Annotated in this window: 16 protein-coding genes; 1 reads left to right on the top strand and 15 read right to left on the bottom strand. The window is 47.0% G+C overall.

All coding sequences use genetic code 11. The annotated features are described in order from the left end of the window. Window positions 1-103: 103 nt before the first annotated feature. The 13 genes from NLBNIHML_RS29720 to NLBNIHML_RS29660 form a co-directional block, all read right to left on the bottom strand. Window positions 104-1,735 (bottom strand): S-layer homology domain-containing protein, encoded by a 1,632-nt coding sequence (locus NLBNIHML_RS29720; RefSeq protein WP_494353393.1) that lies wholly within the window; start codon window positions 1,733-1,735, stop codon window positions 104-106. A gap of 215 nt (window positions 1,736-1,950) precedes the next feature. Beyond that, a complete protein-coding gene (locus NLBNIHML_RS29715) occupies window positions 1,951-2,550 on the bottom strand; it encodes a nitroreductase family protein (RefSeq protein WP_339241906.1) in 600 nt (199 codons plus the stop codon). A gap of 153 nt (window positions 2,551-2,703) precedes the next feature. Next, the gene (locus tag NLBNIHML_RS29710; RefSeq protein WP_494353392.1) at window positions 2,704-2,952 is read right to left on the bottom strand and encodes a YczO family protein; all 249 of its coding nucleotides are present in this window, start codon (window positions 2,950-2,952) and stop codon (window positions 2,704-2,706) included. Window positions 2,953-3,088: 136 nt separating this feature from the next. Then, complete coding sequence (locus tag NLBNIHML_RS29705; protein WP_494353391.1) at window positions 3,089-3,946, bottom strand: AraC family transcriptional regulator; 858 nt, start codon at window positions 3,944-3,946, stop codon at window positions 3,089-3,091. A gap of 71 nt (window positions 3,947-4,017) precedes the next feature. After that, window positions 4,018-4,566, bottom strand: coding sequence for a glutathione peroxidase (locus NLBNIHML_RS29700; protein ID WP_062833964.1), 549 nt, complete (start codon window positions 4,564-4,566; stop codon window positions 4,018-4,020). A 140-nt stretch (window positions 4,567-4,706) separates the two neighbouring features. After that, a complete protein-coding gene (locus NLBNIHML_RS29695) occupies window positions 4,707-5,183 on the bottom strand; it encodes a hypothetical protein (RefSeq protein ID WP_342572689.1) in 477 nt (158 codons plus the stop codon). Between the two features lie 48 nt (window positions 5,184-5,231). Then, the gene (locus NLBNIHML_RS29690) at window positions 5,232-5,702 is read right to left on the bottom strand and encodes a GyrI-like domain-containing protein (protein WP_342573344.1); all 471 of its coding nucleotides are present in this window, start codon (window positions 5,700-5,702) and stop codon (window positions 5,232-5,234) included. 141 nt (window positions 5,703-5,843) lie between these two features. Continuing rightward, window positions 5,844-6,674, bottom strand: coding sequence for a carbohydrate ABC transporter permease (locus NLBNIHML_RS29685; RefSeq protein ID WP_379381240.1), 831 nt, complete (start codon window positions 6,672-6,674; stop codon window positions 5,844-5,846). An 83-nt stretch (window positions 6,675-6,757) separates the two neighbouring features. Beyond that, window positions 6,758-7,639 (bottom strand): carbohydrate ABC transporter permease, encoded by an 882-nt coding sequence (locus NLBNIHML_RS29680; RefSeq protein WP_339260640.1) that lies wholly within the window; start codon window positions 7,637-7,639, stop codon window positions 6,758-6,760. A 288-nt stretch (window positions 7,640-7,927) separates the two neighbouring features. Continuing rightward, window positions 7,928-9,244 carry an ABC transporter substrate-binding protein gene (locus NLBNIHML_RS29675; protein WP_494353390.1) on the bottom strand — a complete coding sequence of 439 codons (1,317 nt, stop codon included), beginning with the start codon at window positions 9,242-9,244 and terminating at the stop codon, window positions 7,928-7,930. Window positions 9,245-9,414: 170 nt separating this feature from the next. Next, window positions 9,415-10,266: a response regulator transcription factor gene (locus NLBNIHML_RS29670; RefSeq protein WP_339241895.1), complete on the bottom strand. Its 852-nt coding sequence runs from the start codon at window positions 10,264-10,266 to the stop codon at window positions 9,415-9,417. 23 nt (window positions 10,267-10,289) lie between these two features. Further along, window positions 10,290-12,110 carry a cache domain-containing sensor histidine kinase gene (locus NLBNIHML_RS29665; RefSeq protein WP_494353389.1) on the bottom strand — a complete coding sequence of 607 codons (1,821 nt, stop codon included), beginning with the start codon at window positions 12,108-12,110 and terminating at the stop codon, window positions 10,290-10,292. Between the two features lie 197 nt (window positions 12,111-12,307). Next, a complete protein-coding gene (locus NLBNIHML_RS29660) occupies window positions 12,308-13,075 on the bottom strand; it encodes a helix-turn-helix domain-containing protein (RefSeq protein WP_494353388.1) in 768 nt (255 codons plus the stop codon). Window positions 13,076-13,226: 151 nt separating this feature from the next. Here NLBNIHML_RS29660 and NLBNIHML_RS29655 point away from each other — a divergent pair, with 151 nt between their 5' ends. Continuing rightward, the gene (locus tag NLBNIHML_RS29655) at window positions 13,227-15,503 is read left to right on the top strand and encodes an FAD-dependent oxidoreductase (protein WP_494353387.1); all 2,277 of its coding nucleotides are present in this window, start codon (window positions 13,227-13,229) and stop codon (window positions 15,501-15,503) included. 171 nt (window positions 15,504-15,674) lie between these two features. On the opposite strand, the gene bglB is transcribed toward NLBNIHML_RS29655, so the two are convergent. Further along, window positions 15,675-16,745 carry a beta-galactosidase BglB gene (bglB, locus tag NLBNIHML_RS29650; protein ID WP_339241888.1) on the bottom strand — a complete coding sequence of 357 codons (1,071 nt, stop codon included), beginning with the start codon at window positions 16,743-16,745 and terminating at the stop codon, window positions 15,675-15,677. A gap of 34 nt (window positions 16,746-16,779) precedes the next feature. Beyond that, window positions 16,780-19,335: a hypothetical protein gene (locus tag NLBNIHML_RS29645; RefSeq protein WP_494353386.1), complete on the bottom strand. Its 2,556-nt coding sequence runs from the start codon at window positions 19,333-19,335 to the stop codon at window positions 16,780-16,782. Window positions 19,336-19,338: the final 3 nt, after the last annotated feature.

The following is a 19,338-nucleotide window of genomic DNA, read 5'->3' as shown; positions in this document are numbered from 1 at the left end:
AAGCTTAAACGATTCCTCATATTGCTTATCTTATACCAAAACAAACAGACCCAAACCATCCGCCTGTATCACGGTTCGTTTGAGTCTATGCAATTCATAATGGTCAGAAGTTATATGATTCAAATCGCGAAGCATTCGAAATAGCGTTCCACACATCGGCTGTTTCGCCGCCCATATACCAGTAAGCCAGACCGGCAATCTGACGTTGTTCACTCATCAACACTTTGGCTGATAAAGAACGACTGTCCTCTGCCCATATATATCTTGGCATTCCGTTGCTGTTGTACCCAATCATATATTGAACCAGACTTGCATCCCATCGTCTTACAGATCCTATAGCATGCGCGCGCGTTCCCTGTTCTGACAATGTAATGTCCCAAGAACTGGTTGCCGGGTTCACCGAGGACCAGTCTCGTGTGTACAACGGAAGGGCCAAAATGGTTTTGGCACGTACCACCTCGGAGAGCATAGTATCCAGTGCCTTTTCCACCCATGGAAGAGACGCCACAGATCCTGCTATCGGATCACCGTTCCAGTGTTCCTCGTATCCCATTAGCACCATATAATCCGATACAGCGCCCAGTTTGGCATAATCAAATGCCTCCGTCCAATCTGTACCCAGATCCGGTGATACATCCACAGACACCACTGCACCCAATGCGTGCAACGTAGCCGTCAAGGAGGTCACAAATGCCGTTAACCCTTCACGATCCGCAGGATCAACATTCTCGAAGTCCACATTAATGCCGTCCAATTTATAGGTTTTGACATAAGCAGCTACCTGTGAGATCACTGCCGCTCGGTTCGTTGAGCTGGATAACATCTGATGGGTAAGTGCCGAATCAGAACGATTCCCAAGCAATGGCCATAACTGCCTGTCAGTGGCGGATGCCCAGGAGATCAATGCAGGGTCCGTGTGATCCGTTACTTTCATACTGCTATTCAGGAAAAACCAGCGTGGGACGAGCGTATTCACTTCAGACTGTTCCACCTGCTTCTTGAATTCAGCGGTAGTGGAATTATATTGCCAGCCCAACTGAACGCCGAGTTCATCTCCACGCTGTAACTGTTCAGACCATGTTTTCTTTTGTAAGATCGCATCAAGCATGACCGCAGCTTCTTCGCGCGTTACTTGATCATGCGGTCGGAACATGCCTCCACTTCCCCGCATCAATCCAAGTTGATACACCGTCTGCACATAAGGACGTGCCCAGTCCGAGATATCCGCTGCGTCGAAATACGTTGAAGATAAAAGTGACGTCTCTACGGGCTGTTGTTTTAACATCCGAACAAGAAGAGCAGCCGCTTCTTCGCGCGTAATGGACGCATTAGGCTGGAACGTTCCCTGACCCTTTCCCTCCAAAATGAAAAGATTCGTCATGGCAGCAACGTTGCCGTAATACCAGGCATTTATGCTAATATCCTGATAAGGATTGATATTATTTTTAACGGGCTTCAAACCTAGCAATCTCACCGCAAACGTCGCAAATTCTGCACGAGTGACGGCTTTCTTCGGTTCAAATGTAGTCTCTGACGTACCGGCAGCAATGCCTTTGTTCACCAAATGTGTAATGGCATCCTTGGCATAACTCGTACGGGTATCCTGAAACTGTTGCTGCACGGCTGCAGCCTGAACGCCCGAACTGTACCCAGCCACCGACCCAAGTGTTAATAACCCACATACAGCTATCTTCCACACACGTTGATTCGTCATGTCTTTTAATCTATTATTCACATCAAAAAGCCTCGCTTCATTGGATTACGATCAACTAACATCGTATCAAATTGAAGCGAGGCCGTATGTGGTTAAATGTTGGGAAATGCGAAGCTTACTTAAATCAATTTCATAACTCATTAAAATGAATTTATGTAACTAGATATAGACAAATTGAAACGTTTTGATCTATATCTAGCCTTGATTGAAGCAGCTAAAGGTATTATGAAATTGATTTACTTGTGTACTTTTACGCGCTCTTCAATCGGTTGGAATTGTTTCTCACCCGGTGCTGCCGTTGGTTTACCAAATGGCATCTGAGCGATCAATCTCCAGTTCTCAGGAATGTTCCACTCTTGCTTCACTTTTTCGTCAATCAACGGATTGTAGTGCTGCAAAGATGCACCCAGACCTTCTTGTTCCAGAGCCGTCCAGATTACCAGTTGCAACATACCGTTGGATTGGTTCGCCCAGATCGGGAAGTTATCTGCATAAGCTGCAAAATTCTGTTGAAGCTGTGCGATCGCATTGTTATCTTCGAAGAAGAGAACCGTACCATATCCGCTGCGGAATCCAGTCATTTTCTCTGCTGTGGATTTGAAAGCTTCTTCATTACCTACCACTTCACGCAAAATTTCTTCTGTGTGATTCCACAATTTATCATGTTGTTCGCCGAGCAGTACAACCGCACGGGATGTTTGTGAGTTAAAGGAAGTTGGTGTATACTTCACTGCTTCTTCTACGATTTCTTGGATTTTAGCATCCGAAATTGTAGATTCCTTGCTGATTCCGTAATAAGATCTTCTGTTTTTCAACGCATCAAAAAAAGTAGTCATTCTTATTCGCCTCCCAAATTTTTTTCATTTGCCAACATAGTAACTATAATATAGTAACATACATTAGTCAACAAACTAATTTATTTTCACCAAATATACAATCACTGAAAATACTTCACCATTTTTTCCTCAAACAGCCATTAACGTTATGCTTCACTCGCCTTTTTTGCGATAATCCGCCCGGTATTTCTCTTCGGTCGACGAGTTGCTTTTGGTTTGATCCTTGTTCTTCTCTTCCTGAGCCTCCATATTCAGATCTTCCATCGGAATTGGATCTACAGTCTGTTCTTCTTCATAACGGTCAAGCAGACTTTCGTGCTCTGTCTTATATTGTTCAGGGTTGTCACGGGATTGTTCCTGATGGGTATCGTTGTTATTCTGGTCCGGTGTGCGCTGTTTCATTCATAATCGCCTCCTGTGGTTTCATTACCTTTCTTTACCTGTTCTGCGTGTGCTCTAAACACAGTGATACGCATTCCGCGAACGAAAATCAACAAAAAAAGCCAACCAGACAAGCCGGTCAGCTTACAGAAGACTTCTATGATTGACGATGCAATTGGGTACGGTACAGATCAGGCGAACATCCCACACTTTGTTTGAACATCCGGCTAAAATGCGAAAGTCGTTTGAAACCGGACAATCGACTTGCTTCTGTCACCGTGATCTCTGGTTGGAACTGAAACAAAAGCTTGGCCTGATTGATACGACGGTCATACAGATATTTGAATACCGTCAAACCTGTCATTTCCTTAAACATGCCTGCCAGATATGGCTTGGAAAGATGTAATTCCAGTGCCAAATCATCCAGACCAATATCCTTCATATAATGTGTATCGACATAACGAATAATATGCTGGACATGCCGCTCCTTCTCCGATGAGGGAAGTTGTTCTTCGACATCACCCTGGCAGATCTCTGCTACAAAATATAACAGATCACACAGTCTGACATTCATGCGCTCTTGTCTGAAATGGCTCTGACTCTGAGACAGACGATGAAGATCATGCAATAGAGCTTCAAATTCAGAACGGCTATCCCCCGTCAGATTGACCCGGCAATTTCTGAGTTCTTCAAATGGCCTCAGGACCTCAACTATGCGGTCAGCATGCAGACTACTTCGTATGGCAGACGGATCAAAATGCAATGTGCTTCGCTCATAAGTACTGCCAGGCTTCGGATGTGGTCGATGAAGCGTCAAGCCGTGCATTAACACCAGATCACCTGGCTTCAGGTTGTATACCCGGTCTCCTATAATGTAAGTACATTCTCCATCATGAAAATAATAAATCTCATAATGTGGATGTGAATGGAATCCATCTGACTTGCCCGGATTAAATACACTGGTGGAACGATAACTATACTCCAGTGAAGCACTAAATTGCATCATGCTCGGCATATTCATGCACCTCCTGTTCGGAAGAGGGAAACGATTCTTGTCATGCCCCTGTATGAGATATCAAAGTGAAATTATAGAAGCTGCTTAATACTCTCTTGAATCTCGTCAATGGAGTCGATCGGTTCGAAGCGTCTAACCACACGACCTTCTGCATCAATCAGGAATTTCGTGAAATTCCATTTGATTGCATCTCCATGTAACCATTCTGGCGCTTTATCAGCCACCATCAATTTCAATAGTTTGGCCTGAATATCCGTTTCATCAAAGCCAGCAAAAGGTCCAGATCTTTTCAAAAAGTCGTAGAGCGGGTGCGCCGCTTCTCCATTCACATCCAATTTGGAGAACATCGGAAATTTCACACCATAGTTAATCTGGCAGAAGGATTCTGCTTCCGAACTGCTTCCAGGCTCTTGCTCTGCAAACTGGTTGCATGGGAAACCAATAATCTGAAGTCCTTGATCCTTGTACTGATCATACAGCTTCTGCATGTCATCAAACTGGTGCGTATATTTACATTTACTTGCCGTGTTTACGATGAGCACAGGTTTTCCTTCATATTGATAGAGTGGGAAACGCTCTCCACTGGTTCTGGTTACGGTAAAGTCGTAGATGGTTGGCATAAGTCTAGTGCACCTCGCGATAGTTATGTAGTCATTCAGCATCATAGTTCATTGTTAATTATATACGAAGTTTGAACTATTGTATTGCGGAAGATATGGATCGTTCAGATTAGACTCAACAATATCTAAAAACATATCTATTACTCAACTGCTCTAATACTCATAACATATTTGGTTCTCGGCAGATACTTTATCTCCAACGTTTTATCTCGATTTTCCCAATCGATATCTCGAGTGTTAATCAATTCCATTTGATTTATTTCGATGGTTTGTTCCCTCCATTTCCTGCCCATGGACCCTATGTAGTTCGGTTTACCTGTTATTGTTTCGTAATCTTGGGAAAGATAAGGACCGATATCCTGAATACCCGACACTGTCTTAGGAACAAAAAGTAATATCGAGCCGATACCAAAAATGATGCAACAACACTTGAGAGATATTCGTTTTACGATGTTTTTTGTTTGCTTCATGCCATGAAACAACCCCATACCAAGTGTAAATACTCCCGCTACTACTCCAAATAAATTTAAAAAGATCCAACTAGGAAAAAAGGTTAGAAAGAACGAAGAAATACCACACAATATAAAAACAATAAATATGATTATACTCAGCTTCAACAACATCCTCTTCCTTCATTTAAATGTGTCCCATCAATCCCGATAGCATCACTGCAAAGCTACATATATATCTATTTCATTATTGGGACTTTCCGGTTGGTAGCGCTCATCCCAGATTTCAAAATCATAACACTTCGGTTCATGTCCCGTCTCACCAAGATACTGTCCGTATATATAATCATATGTATCACCAATCTCTGACTCATTCCCTCGATGCGTACACGTCGCATACTGGCTGACAGGGACGTCATGACTTATCATCTCGGACGGGAAGTTATCCAGACTAGTTACCTCATAACCTATCAGATGTGTGAACTTATCAACCTTTGCGTTAAAATCCTCATTCATCGGATAGATCTGCATCAACATGACGTTTTCATTTTTTCGATGATGAATTTCCTTCTTTCTCTCCACTAGCTTATCGTAGTGGCTCTTGCCCAGCCCCGATTCGAATTCTTCTACAGTCGCTTCCAGTGAATAACCTACAACATGAAAAGCAGGCAAAGTAACAATTTTCATTTCCAAAAGAATCAGCTCCAATGGGTAAACTCAGATCATGGATTAATTCTCCTTTTCAACAGAAAACCCTTCTGCCGCGAAAATTTACTCGTTCAGCAAAAGGGTTATATTAAGGGATAACATTAAACATTGGTAGCAACTTCAGCCCTTCACGGCACTTCCAGCCACGCCTTGAATAATGTAATGCTGGCCTACCAAAAAGACGATAATCATCGGTATAATACCTGCCGTGGCAGCGGCCATCATGCCGTTGTAATCCACGTTGTTCTCCAGAATAAAGTTCTGCAGACCAAGCGGCACGGTATACAGGTCTTTGTCGATGAGAAACACAAGCGCATTCTCATAGTCATTCCAGTGCCAGGAGAAATCAATGATCGCAAGTGTAGCCAGCGCTGGCTTCGCCAAGGGCAGAATCAATCTAAAGAATATGCGTAGGTGACCTGCACCGTCGATGAATGCCGCTTCCGAAATCTCCGATGGCACCGACAGGAAGAATTGCCGAAGCATAAACACCCCAAAGATCGTGAACATTCCAGGCAGGATCAGGGCCCAATGCGTATTATAGATGCCGACCCATTCGAACATGAGGAACTTGGGCACAAAGAGCACCTGCGGGGGCACCATCATCATCGAGAGATAGATGAGGAACAGTGTCTCCCGTCCTTTGAATTGAATTCTTGCGAAGCCATAAGCTGCAAACGCCGATAGAAATACAGCTCCGATCGTGCTAATTAGTGATATTTTCAACGAGTTCAGATAATACGTAGCAAAGGTATCCGCTCCGCTCCAGACCTTAATGTGATGCTCCCAGTTCAGGCTGGAGGGTATCCATTGGATGGGATAGGTGAATACGTCCGCAGGAGATTTGAACGACGTGCTAATCATCCAGATGAACGGCATAATCATCAGCAAAGCAAACCCGGACATCAGAAGTGTCAGTATGATTCTTCGAATCTGGGTTAAGGACTCCATGCGGAATTTACCTTCAGGTGCATGCGGAGCTGTGGGCTTCGCGTTTGCGGCAATTGATTTCTCCATAACGATCCCTTCCCTCCTTAATAGTGAACCCAACGTTTCTGTCCAACCCACTGCAATACTGTGAAGACCATGATGATGGCAAAGAGCGCCCAGCTAATGGCAGCAGCGTATCCCATCTCGTAATAGCGGAAGGCATTCTGGTAGATAAAAAGCGACAACACTGTTGTACTGTTTCCCGGCCCACCCTGAGTAATCGCCTGAATAATGCCAAAGTTTTTGATCGTCATAATCAGTCCTGTTATCAGCAGTAAAAAGGTCGTTGGGCTCACAAGCGGCCAGATCACTTGACGAATGGTCTGCCAAGGGCGGGCTCCATCAATCTTAGCAGCCTCAACTAATTCCTCCGGAATCTCCTGCAGAGCTGCTAAATAAATAATCATGTTGTACCCCAGCATGAACCAGATCCAGATGATATCAATCGCATACATGGACCATTCAGTTGTCGATAACCAGCCAGGTGGGTTTGTAATACCGATCCCCCGCAAAAAACCGTTAATCGGCCCCGATGTTGGCTGGAACAGCAGCATCCAGACAAAGGCGATCGCAACGCCGCTGGTGATATAGGGCATGAAATAGAGGGCACGCAGTGTTTTTTGCCAGTACACCGACTTGTTCAATGCAACAGCCACGATAAATGCCAACCCCATCGATACTGGAACCGCTAACAGAAATACAAATGTATTTCGCAGTGCTACCCCAAACAGATCATCATTCAACATACGGCGGATATTGTCCAGCCCCACAAAATGTGTCTCCGGGCTCATGAATTTGTAATCGGTGAACATGAGATAGAATGAATAGACAGCCGGTATAATAAAAAACAACAGCACACCAATCATATTGGGCCCAATAAACAAATACCCGAGCCTGCTCTGCCGTTTCATCCAGGATTTATGCATACGCTCCCCCACTCCTTAACATCTGTTCTGAAATAAGCATAACAAGATGTCCTTTCACTTTTAAGGAACATAACCTCTTTCCTGGTATCACAGAACTATGTATTTTGGCAGTGACCTTCGAGATGAAAATAACATGGAATTGTTCTATTCCTTTAGTCCGGATAGCCCTGGCTCATGTCATACCTCTAATGCTCTTTTGGGTCTATTCATCTATTCGTCCAGTGCTTATATAGAAAAGAAAAAAACCGCCCCATTGGGGACGGCCTTCGGACTCATTGCTTTTGCCTTTTATTGATTCTGCTTCAGCCAGTCATTATGGCGTTTGACCATGTTCTGTACCGTAACTTCAGCAGTCTGGTTACCAAGGAAGAACTTTTCATACTCCTGTGCACGCAGATCGACTACCTCTTGCGCAATGCTGCGGACAAATGTAGGGGTCTTGTCACCGTACAACACAAACTCCAGTGACTCTTTGTCATAAGAATCGGCATAATCACCGAGCAGATGATCGATAGCCGTCTGTTGATCAACCGCATTCGAGGACGGCAGACGTCCACCGGCAGCCATCGGCATCATTCCACCATCGGCGTACCATTTCAGGAACTCCCATGCGGCTTCTTTATTTTTCGACTTGGAATTGATCGCGATAAAGTCACCAAGCCCTCCACTCTTCACCATATCTGCTTCCTGTGCAACCAGTCTCGGTACCGGAGCAAAGGCGATTTTCCAATCCCGTGGAAACTCGGTCATGTTGTTCGACGTGCGAATCAACCACTCCCCAATGTTAATCATGGCGGACTCACCACCAAGGAACATGTTCTCCACCGGCATTTTGGAAGTCAGCTGTTCGCCGAGTGGAGGTGTAGTTGCATCCTCCTTCATCATTCCATTCAAAGTCTCCAGCCATTTGGTAACAAGCGGATCGTCGAGATTGGAAGTTCCGTCCGCCTTAACATAACCGTTCTTGACCAGTACAGAATCGAGCGGGTCCACATAGGAAGCGGTATGCTGTACCAAACCGTACTTGAAACCAACATTCTTCAGCTTGAGTGCATATTCTCGGGCTTCATCCCAAGTCCAGGCTGTGGGTACGCTCAGCCCCGCTTGATCAAGCGCTTTCATATTTAAGGCGAAAAAGGCCGCATTTTTCTTGGTTGGCATACCGTAATATTTACCGTCTACTTTCCATGAAGCCGCGTCTTCTCCCATTTTCTCGTCAATGTTGTAGTCCTTGAACTCACCGAGATCCAATGCTGTCCCGCCCTTAATACGTTTATCGAGATTCGTCAGGGTGTAATTGACATATAGGTCAACGTTCTGACCGGTGGACAGTGCCGTATCCAGCTTCAGATTACCGTCGTCGTCATTCACAAACCGCACATATTCCACCTGAATCTCAGGATGCTCTGCATTCCAGGTATCCACAACTTCCTGCGGACCATTCTCCGGCGGCACTGCGCCCCACATGGTAAGCTTCACTTTTCCTGCTGCTGCTCCACCCCCGTTATCTCCACCGTTCGTCTCATTTTTACCAACACAGCCAGCAAGCAAGCCCAGCATCAGCACACCAACGATGAACCCTGTTAATCCTTTTTTGATTCTCATCTGGTCACATGACCTCCCTGAATTGAAGTGATACCTTCCATAACATCGTAGCAGGGACCTTGCTGGGTTCATAAGATACATATCCATGATTCGAATGGAACAAAAATACGGATTTACCCTACCTTATCTAAACACTCGAGTACACATATTCCTTCTATTCATCCTGTGAGTCACGAGCGATGGCGATACTGACTGGGCGTGCAACCGGTCCAACGCTTGAATATTTTGATAAAATAATTATCGCTTCCGAACCCTACCCGGTAACCAATTTCCTGTACGGGGAGGTCTGTCTCACGCAAGTATTCCGCCGCTTTCTCCATCCGTACCCCATGCAGATAATGAATCAGGGTATGGCCAGTTTTCTTTTTGAACAAAGCACTCACATAATTCTCCCCCATCATCACGTACCGCGACATGGATTTGACGGTAATGTCCTGATCGTAATGCTGCCCGATATACTCAATTATTTTGCTAATCTCCGGATGTTTCACAACCGGCTCACGAACAGGTGTAAATGGAAGATCGATTGCAGACGGCGGCGCGGAAGAGACGGTTAGCGAATCAGTCGATGCAGGCGTAGATGTTAGAACTGGTGTGGATGATGGCTCTTCATGATGCGTTGTCTCTGTCCGGGCTTCAGCTGAGGCTCCCAGTTCCGCACTTACCTTACGGAGTGTATCACGCAACGAATTCACACTCATCGACAGCTTCAGAATATAATTCGAAGCCCCGTACTCCATTGCACGGCGTACATACTCGAACTCCCCCATACAGGTGAGCATCACAAACTTGGTTTTTAACCCGGCCTGACGCGTCTGTTTGAGTAATTCCAGACCATCCATACCCGGCATCACAATATCGGTCAGTACAAGATCAGGTGCCTCCTGTATGATCATGGCAAGCGCCTCGGTTCCATTACCGGATTCTCCGATGACCGTGAAGCCCAGCTCTTCCCAGGAAATAATCTCTCGCACCGACTCTCGTACAAATACCTCATCCTCTACAAGTAATACCTTCCACATGCCAGATTCCCCTCTCCAGTGCGCTAGTCTGAACGCTTCTGTACATAAGGTGTCGACAATAAAAAAGGAATGCTGAACCTGACCAACGTCCCCGGCTTGGTATCGATCACTTCAAGTTCACTTTGGCCTTTGAACAGTAATCGCAATCGTTCCCTGAGGTTGGACAGACCAATCCCCGGACGCGTGCGGGTTGTCTGCTGACGCCGGGATTCCTCCATACCAATTCCGTTGTCTGCTACCTCCAGCATCAGCATTCCTGTGTCTTGCCTATATATCCCGATGCGGATCTGTCCAAGTTGCTCCATTGGTCCCACACCATGATGAATGGCATTCTCCACAAGGGGCTGCAAGCTCAGCTTGGGTACCAGCGCATACTCCAGCTTGTCGTCAAAGTCACAAGTCACCTCAAAGCTATCGCGGTATCGAATCCGCTGGATATGAAGGTAAGCTTGAACCAGTTCAATCTCGTCCCTCAGGTATACCAATTCGACCTGTGAATTCAGGCTGACCTCCAGTAGTTTGCCCAAGGAAACACACATCTCGGAGATCTCCTCATTCCCGCTGCGTATCGCACTCCATTTCATTGTATTCAATGTATTTAGGAGAAAGTGCGGATTCATCTGGGCGAGGAGCATGTGAAAATGTACCGCTTCCTTCTGGCGTTCTTCTGCCTTAAGTCTGTTAATCATCTGATTGGCATCATCCAGCATCGTATTGAAGGTACGCGTCAGCTCCAGTACTTCCCCACGACTGCGACCTTCGGGAATACGAATCTTGAGGTTTTTGCGGACAACCTCTCTCATCTTATTCTGTAAGTGCGACAAGGGGCGCGTGAACGTTGCCGAGATCATAAAGGCCATCACTACAAATGCGCCTGTGAAGCCAAAAAAGGTCAAAAAGTAACGCTGTTTAAGCTCAGATATCTCTGTAAACAGAATGGACAGCGGAATGCGATTCACCATATACCAGTCCAGTGATTCAATGTACACGTAGTTAATCAGCGTATCCGAGGCTGGGTCAGTCAGATAAGCCTGTGCCGGATGCAGAGCTATTTCACGTGTAACTTCCGGGGACAGCGCCGCTGTTTTGGATGATCTGGCTATGGTCTCTCCACTTCCTGTAATAAGATAATACTCCTGATTAGTTTGTGAATCTTTCAACATCGTTTGGAACCAGTACGAGTAATCAATGCTGATCCGAGCCAACCCGTACCGTTTCCCACCGCTATCTTTCATATAGGAATACAGCGACAACAGATACGGGCTGGAGGATAACTCCCGGAGCACAGGATTGGTATCCCGGGCATCCCAGCGATAGAAAAGTTCTTCCGGTTGAAGCGGGTGCGAATCTTTACCCCCTTTTGGAATGGATATTTCTCCAAGACGTTCGCGGAATTGCTCCAGATAAGGGCCATAAGCCAATGCTGTTTTTGGCAAATACGAAGTGTAAACGCTATCATAAAAATCCAGCAGAGTGAAGTACACCGAGGGATTATATAGAAAGAAACTGTTGTTAATCATCTTGAACTTTTCTTCCACCAGTGACTTGTTCTCCAGCGGCGTACGACTGTCCGGGGAAGTTAGCACACTTCTTACCGCAGAATCCTGTTCCAGAAAAATGAGCGTTTTGAACGCAATGCTCATCTGGTCCTCCAGAGAGCGGTACATCTGCACCAGCTGCTCATGGCTCTGTTCACTGATTTTCTGCTCAACCAGGGATTCAATCTGCTGATAATTGTAGACATTCAATGCACTGAACGGCAAGAGAATCAACACCACAAATGCACCAAACAGACGGTATCTGAGCCGCTGTGGCAACCAACGCTTCCAGTTTGGCTTCTTCATTCTTATGTGCTCGCTCCCCTGTAATTAATGACCCCATTATAGCACCTGCCTGCCATTTACAGCCGGAGTCGAATGATTTGCATGGATATGTGTTATTCGTTGCTTGTATCCAAGTGAAATGCACAGATATGTTCTATTGGTGAAAGAACGAATGAATCGATGGTTGATTGGTTGGTTGGTTCATTGGAACCCTCATCTCACACTTGATGTCGTCTCCGGTACTCCGAGGGGCTGATTCCTATGGTGGACGAAAATACACGGCTCAGATAAAATCCGTTCTCATATCCACATCTCTCGGCGATCTGCGTAAGGGTCAGACGGCTATCTGCCAGTAAGGCTTTTGCCTTTTTGAGACGAATCGCCTTCAGATAATCGGAGGGTGTCTCTTGAAAGGCCTCCCGGAACCTTCGGGTGAGCTGGACTGGACTCAATGCCAGATGTTCGGCCAACGTTCGCAGGCTAACTGCCTCTCCTGCCCACTCTTCCAACAATGCTGCCGCTTCAGCCATCAGAGCATCCTCCGTGAACTTCGTTTCCATTAGCCCACTCTGTCTGCGCTCCCATTGATATAGCCGCCACAAATCCAACATCAAATGGGTTTTCCATCCTGTTGAAGCCTCATCGTTGTCCTCACTCGCCTGACGAAGGTAGGCATATGTTGAAGCCAGACGCTTTGTATCATTAATTAGAGATTTTCCAATTGGCGGCAGAAGGTTCTCCCCGTCTGTGGTGTTACAAGAGAACTGCATATAGTGAAACGTCAGCGGGGTTACCGTCTGTCTGCGAAAAGCAACGTGGGGTGGGCACAACACCAGATCAGCAAACCCCGCCTCTCCTGTCAGTCCATCAATCTCGTAACGGAATACTCCCTCTTCAACGGCAAAGACCACCCAAGCATCGTAGATATCTTCTGCGAGCGCAAATGTAGCTTTCTTCTTCCAGTAGATGTGATTAAGAAGCTCCATGACACACCTGCCTTTGTTATGAAATAAAGTATATGCTCGATGATAATATAGTGTATTTGAAAAGTAAATATATAGAACTAATATGAAATTATAGATATGAAATATGAAATCTAAGCTTAGGCTCATCCATATTCATGAGAGAGGTGTTTGTATGAAGCACGAACTCGTTAAACCGGATATCACCGTCATCGGAGGCGGGCTTGCGGGCGTATGTGCTGCGATATCTGCTGCCCGGCTGGGCCAACAGGTCGCACTGATACAGAATCGCCCCGTACTTGGCGGCAATTCCAGCAGCGAAGTACGCGTATGGGTCTGTGGCGCTACCGCCCACGGGATTAACCGTTATGCCCGCGAGACAGGCATCATGGGGGAACTATTTGTAGAGAATCAATATCGTAATCCGGAGGGCAATCCTTATCTCTGGGACTTGGTCATTCTGGAAGCCGTCCGAGCTGAATCCAACATCAGCCTGTATCTGAACACGGATGTCCATGAAGTTGAGGCCACAGGGGATGGCGAAGAACGTATGATCACCTCTGTTACCGGGTGGATGATGGGCTCTGAGCGCAAAATCCGATTTGAGAGTCAGATCTATCTGGACTGTACAGGCGATGGACTGGTTGGTTTTCTCGCAGGTGCCAAGTTTGCGCTCGGCCGGGAAGCCCGCAGCGAATATGGTGAAGAATGGGCACCTGAGGTTGCCGATCAGATCACGCTGGGCAGTACACTGCTCTTTTACACCAAGGATACCGGTGCACCCGTCCGTTATATCCCGCCTTCTTTTGCCAAGGATATCACACAGACGAGTATTCCAATTCGCCGGGTCATTCGCAGCGGGGATTCCGGTTGTCATTACTGGTGGATTGAATGGGGCGGTGAACATGATACCGTACACGACAATGAGCTGATCCGTGATGAGTTGTCGTCCGTGATCTACGGGATCTGGGACTATATCAAGAACACCGGGAAATTCGATGCCGATCATATGACGCTGGAGTGGATCGGTTCTCTTCCTGGCAAAAGGGAGTACCGCCGCTTCACGGGTGACTATGTGCTCACCCAGAACGATATTATCAGCCAACAGGAGTTCCCGGATGCCGTAGCTTTTGGCGGCTGGTCCATCGACCTGCATCCCCCGCAGGGCATGTATGCCGAAGCGAGCGGCTCGAAGCATATGCATGCCGATGGCGTGTATCACGTGCCGTTCCGCTCCCTGTATTCCGCAAATGTGCGGAATATGCTCATGGCCGGTCGCGACATCAGCGCATCGCATGTCGCCTTCGGCACAACGCGCGTCATGGCCACATGCGCGGTCATCGGCGAAGCCGCGGGTACGGGCGCAGCGCTCTGCGCGGCCATGGGGGTGTCGCCGCGCGAGTTGTACGCGAGGCATCTGGCGGCGCTGCAGCAGACGTTGCTGCGGCAGGACGCTTCCATCATCGGGGTGCGCAGCCGCGATGAGCTGGATCTAGCCCGGCGTGCCAAGGCTTCAGCCTCCAGCACGCTGACGGGCATCGCTCTTGAGCAGCCTGGGGAGACGTACCCGCTGGGTGCGGATGTTGCCCTGCTGCTGCCCGTGCAGCCAATGCTCAGCGGCCTGGAGCTGCTGCTGGATGCATCCAGCGATACCGTGCTGACGGTAGAGCTGTGGGATACGGGGCGTAAGGAGAATTACGTCCCCCATACGTTACAAGTTACGGCAACCGTTAATGTTGCAACGGGAACCAGGCAGTGGGTGAAGCTTCCGCTTGAATGGCAACCGGAAGAACCGCAGAATGCATTTATTATTATCCGGGCGAATGAAGACGTCACCCTCTACCATTCCACGGAGGCACACAGCGGGGTGCTGATTTTCTTCCGAACAGAAGAGAACCATGTGTCCAAAAATCTGGAGGATCATGCCACGGATCAGCCCGTTGTATTATGGTCCATGCAGGGGTTGGCGCGTCAGCCATTCTGCTGTCGTACCCTTTCTGAGACGACGGCCTATTTACCAGAAAACACAGTCAACGGTTACCATCGCCCTTACGGCGGGCCACAGCAGTGGATGTCCCAGCCGATGCAGTCTGGCAAGCCGGAATGGGTGCAACTCACATGGGAAGAGCCTCAAGCCTTGGCTGAACTGCACTTGACCTTTAATGATGATGTGAACGAGGATCTGGTTAATCTGCATCACCATCAGACAACATTCCGCGTCATGCCTGAACTTGTACGTGATTATCGGGTAGAGGTATTGAGTCGGTCTGGGGAATGGATTGAGATCGTAAGTGCAGCGGAGAACCGCAAAAGGAAAGTCATTCATCGTCTGGATACAGCTGTGCATACACAAGCGCTTAGGGTAAACATTGACACCACCAATGGCAGCAAGTATGCGGAGTTGATCGAGATTCGGGCCTATGGGGAGTCAACGTTGACAGGCAAGAGCTAAACGCAAAACACATTAAAATAACCCCCTGGTATTCTTATGAATTCCAGGGGGTTATTTTAATGCCTTTAAAGTAGAGAATATTCATAGGATGATAGAACAAATAAGTGCCCTTTCAAGCAAAGGAGGATAGAGGAATCGGTATCCCTATCCTCCACACAAGCCCGACTTATTTTATTCGGTGGCTGGAACCCGCAACCCCTCAATCAGAATAAACAACGTAAGAGCTTGTCCATAGCCCATCGGACTAATCGGTATATCTTTATAGAACTGGGCATCCTGTCCCACAGGGGTCCCGTAGGATACCTGTTGTACAACTCCGTTATCATCAATTTGCCGCAGCACTGCTTCAAGTGCTCTCGTGCCGGTATCGCGATAGGACTCGTCCAAGTATCCGTACCGGATTCCCTTGAGAATCCCGTATCCCATCGCAGCCGTTGCGGAAGTTTCTTGGTAAGAGTGCGGATCATCCAGTACGGTGTGCCACATCCCGTTCTCACTCTGAAGCTTGCTAAGCGCTCTAATTTGAGCGGTCGCTGTATCCAACAGATAGGCCTTCAGCCCATCTTCAATGGGGATGATATTCAGAAAATCCATAACCCCCGCCGTATACCATGCATTGCCTCTTCCCCAGTGAACTGCGCCATAATTATGATTTTCGTTGAAATCCCAGCCGTGATAGAACAGCCCGGTTTGTTTATTGTACAGGTATTTAATATGCACAAGGAATTGCCGCTTGGCTTCTTCCACATAGGCTGTTTTCTTAAAATACACCCCAGCTTTGGCCAGAAATAATACCGTCATAAAAAGGGTGTCGATCAGAATCTGGCCATCGTTGGCGTCTCCTGTGATCATATGCTGGAATGCACCGTCTCCGGTTCGTAACAGTTCGTCCATAATCCAGCTACTCCATTCTTCACAGACACGTTCATATTCCTTGTTTCCGGTCAGTTCGCATAGTGAAATCAACGTAAGCAGCGGAGCACAGGTATTCACATTTTTTTCTGGTAACCCCTCCAGCAGCCTTGCATTGTACCATGATTCGAGAAATTCCAGCACCTCGGCATCCTTCGTTGCTTCATAGAGCTGAAGCAGACCATAAAGGCCGACACCTTGTGGCCATTCCCATAGATGGATGTCGATTAGTCCAATGGGGAACTGTTCGTTGATGCTTGTATTTTTCATCGATTTCATCGCATCGGATACCCTGCTTATTTTCTCCAGAAGCACTTCTTGATTCGGCATGATTGTTTTCACTCCCTAGATTTATTGCTCAGCATCAACGTTTGATGTCCTGTAACTGCAACTGTCCCCTTACGCCATATCCGTCATGTACCATTTCCTCTCCTTGAATAAGAAAAGGCTTGTTCATTCCCCACTGAATGGAACCGTATACCGAGTCGATCAGGCTAAGCGTCAGGGATGTACTGTCGAAGTGCGGGCTGGAGGAACGAACTGAATTTATAAAATGGCTAAATGATCCGAATTGCAGTTCGTTTCCTGCTCTGATGATCCAGGCATTACGCAATCCAGGAGAAATAAGCTCACGATCTTTTGTCACCCCGTTGGTCTCCATACTCGTCCCGTTGGCTGCATATAGCGCCACATATCCTTTATTCAGACGGGCAAAATACCAGTTCTCATGCTGCACCCATTCTGTGAAAAAGCTCGCAGGAAAATAAGCATGTGTCCAATCCGCAGTCTGGTCTGCCGGGATATCAAACATCATCAGAGCGATCCCCTCATGCTGAACAACATCAGGCAATATCCCGTTTCCAGCCCAAAAGCAAGGCCGTCCATCCCCATGCTTGTATATTTCTGCCGGATGATTCACCCATATCTGCGCTTCAGGAGACAGAGACAGATGGTTGACATGCTCCTGATAACCTGGCTTGCCTGGACGAAAGCGAATGATGGAGGAAAGAGCGTACTCCTCTGTCCGATGATGATAGAGCTTGGCGTAACCTCCCTTGCCCTGCTCATTGGCGAACACCAATTGCTGATTTTCCCCGAGCAACAGATGCTCCTGATAAGCTGCTGGTGGATTGTAATCCGATAAACTCAAAGCAACATTGCTGATTGAATAATTGTTAACATTGCCGATACCATAACCGATCCAGCACATGGAAGTCGTTCCCGCTGCATAACTACCCAGCAGTTCCTTCTCATAGCTGCGGCCAAACGTTGTGGACATGACGCCTTGATGCATCTGAACGGTAATATAATAAAATAGCAGGTCCATTGCCTTTTTCGCTTGCTGCCTGAGCTGCTCATTATGGGCAAATTCATAGATATGTAGCAGCCCCACTGCATCAATAGGAATGTATGCACTTGAATTCCATTCTGCCAATCCTTCATCCAAAAAGCGCTCAAACCATAAGCTAAGCCGCTGCTCCGCTTTTTGACGGTGAACTTCACCGGACTCACCACTGTTGCTGAACGTTTCAGTCCCGAACAGTTGTCCGGCTAACAGCTCATTGGTATGGAATAACAGAGCATGGTTCTCACTGAAGAACCACATCACATCATCACCAGGTTCATCAATCCAATATCGATAGCCCAGAATACTTGCTTTTACCCGATCCCAGAACAATTCACTGAACAGACCGCTATTTCGTTCATCTCTCCAGAGACGAAACAGCCCCACCAGATAGAAGTCACTGCAATCCTTTCGTTGCTCGATCCCCTCCACGCCTTCAAGCAACATATTTTCCGCTTCTTGCAGATTGCCATTTGTTTTTAACATGGCTATAGCCGTATGAATGTTACGACTGCCCTTCTCAGCAATACATTGCAGAGCCAGAGATTTGCGTGCTTCCATATTCGTAGCTTGCTGAGCAGCTTCATCATAACTGGTATCGTAGGATTGACAGCCGAACTTCTTCGTCAATGCTACGTTTGAAACTGAAATCGTCAGCGTGAAGTATACGTAATGATGGCCAATTTCGTTGGTGTGTGCCAGAACTAGATCCGTTTCCTTTTCGGCTATGTGTATTGTCTTGTTTTCGGTGCCATCAAAGAAATTGCCATACTGGATATCAACTTCTCTAACGATGTCTGGTAAGGGAAGCGGCAGCTTGAGCTTAATCTGCTCCCCTCTAAAGAGATCCGAAGGAAAATAAGCCTGTTCAAGGGCTTGTTCTGCGTATTTCACGTTTTCTGCCAAATGAGGAGCAATAGGCAAGGAAATTTCCAATTCTTCGTCTCCCAGGTATTCCACCGCAAAAGCATACATGGTATCCCGCTCAGCGAGATCCTCCCAGCAGACATAGATCTCATTCATTCCGGCTACAAGTTCAGCTTTGATAACGATTTCCTGCTCCTTGTTACGCATGAGTGGCGCAAAATCCGTTACCACTTCCCCATTCACCCACAATGTCAGACTGCCATAGGTCTTGATCCGCAAAGAGGCGGTATGAGCAGTCGCAGAAATCAACCTTGTCGCGGCATAACTGCGCAGATGTGTCGGTACAAACCAAAATCCGGATTGCTCCACCCGTGGATTATTCCAGGGAGAATACAGTGTCCACGGCTTCCCGTTTTCTTCTCCAACGAAGCTGTCTCCCGGGCTAGGAAACTCACTCCATTGGTCAAAAAATCGGTTCACAGGCTGCGTTCTCCTATGTTCTACAAATTCTTTTCTGCATGGATTCTCATGGATGGCAAAGCCATCGATAAGCCAATCATTAATATCTCCCTCCATCGTTGTTGGAACAAAGGCAACAGGCTTCGTATATATGCCGCTGATGATCCAATGATTAATGACCTGATGGTGGCCTAATTTCATAGGTTTATAATTCAAGGTATCCGTCCCGTCACGGGTAATATCTGACATTCA

This window comes from Paenibacillus sp. JNU01, assembly GCF_059130585.1.
The sequence above is the reverse complement of the archived record's forward strand: the minus strand, read 5'-3'. Positions and strand labels throughout refer to the sequence as shown.

Bases quoted from the DNA above. Each gene is read 5' to 3' on its own strand.
- bglB (WP_339241888.1), bottom strand. From the start codon at position 16,745: ATGCCGAATCAAGAAGTGCTTCTGGAGAAAATAAGCAGGGTATCCGAT.
- NLBNIHML_RS29715 (WP_339241906.1), bottom strand. From the start codon at position 2,550: ATGACTACTTTTTTTGATGCGTTGAAAAACAGAAGATCTTATTACGGA.
- NLBNIHML_RS29685 (WP_379381240.1), bottom strand. From the start codon at position 6,674: ATGGAGTCCTTAACCCAGATTCGAAGAATCATACTGACACTTCTGATG.
- NLBNIHML_RS29675 (WP_494353390.1), bottom strand. From the start codon at position 9,244: ATGAGAATCAAAAAAGGATTAACAGGGTTCATCGTTGGTGTGCTGATG.
- NLBNIHML_RS29680 (WP_339260640.1), bottom strand. From the start codon at position 7,639: ATGCATAAATCCTGGATGAAACGGCAGAGCAGGCTCGGGTATTTGTTT.
- NLBNIHML_RS29665 (WP_494353389.1), bottom strand. From the start codon at position 12,110: ATGAAGAAGCCAAACTGGAAGCGTTGGTTGCCACAGCGGCTCAGATAC.
- NLBNIHML_RS29705 (WP_494353391.1), bottom strand. From the start codon at position 3,946: ATGCCGAGCATGATGCAATTTAGTGCTTCACTGGAGTATAGTTATCGT.
- NLBNIHML_RS29655 (WP_494353387.1), top strand. From the start codon at position 13,227: ATGAAGCACGAACTCGTTAAACCGGATATCACCGTCATCGGAGGCGGG.
- NLBNIHML_RS29710 (WP_494353392.1), bottom strand. From the start codon at position 2,952: ATGAAACAGCGCACACCGGACCAGAATAACAACGATACCCATCAGGAA.
- NLBNIHML_RS29700 (WP_062833964.1), bottom strand. From the start codon at position 4,566: ATGCCAACCATCTACGACTTTACCGTAACCAGAACCAGTGGAGAGCGT.
- NLBNIHML_RS29670 (WP_339241895.1), bottom strand. From the start codon at position 10,266: ATGTGGAAGGTATTACTTGTAGAGGATGAGGTATTTGTACGAGAGTCG.
- NLBNIHML_RS29645 (WP_494353386.1), bottom strand. From the start codon at position 19,335: ATGTCAGATATTACCCGTGACGGGACGGATACCTTGAATTATAAACCT.
- NLBNIHML_RS29690 (WP_342573344.1), bottom strand. From the start codon at position 5,702: ATGAAAATTGTTACTTTGCCTGCTTTTCATGTTGTAGGTTATTCACTG.
- NLBNIHML_RS29660 (WP_494353388.1), bottom strand. From the start codon at position 13,075: ATGGAGCTTCTTAATCACATCTACTGGAAGAAGAAAGCTACATTTGCG.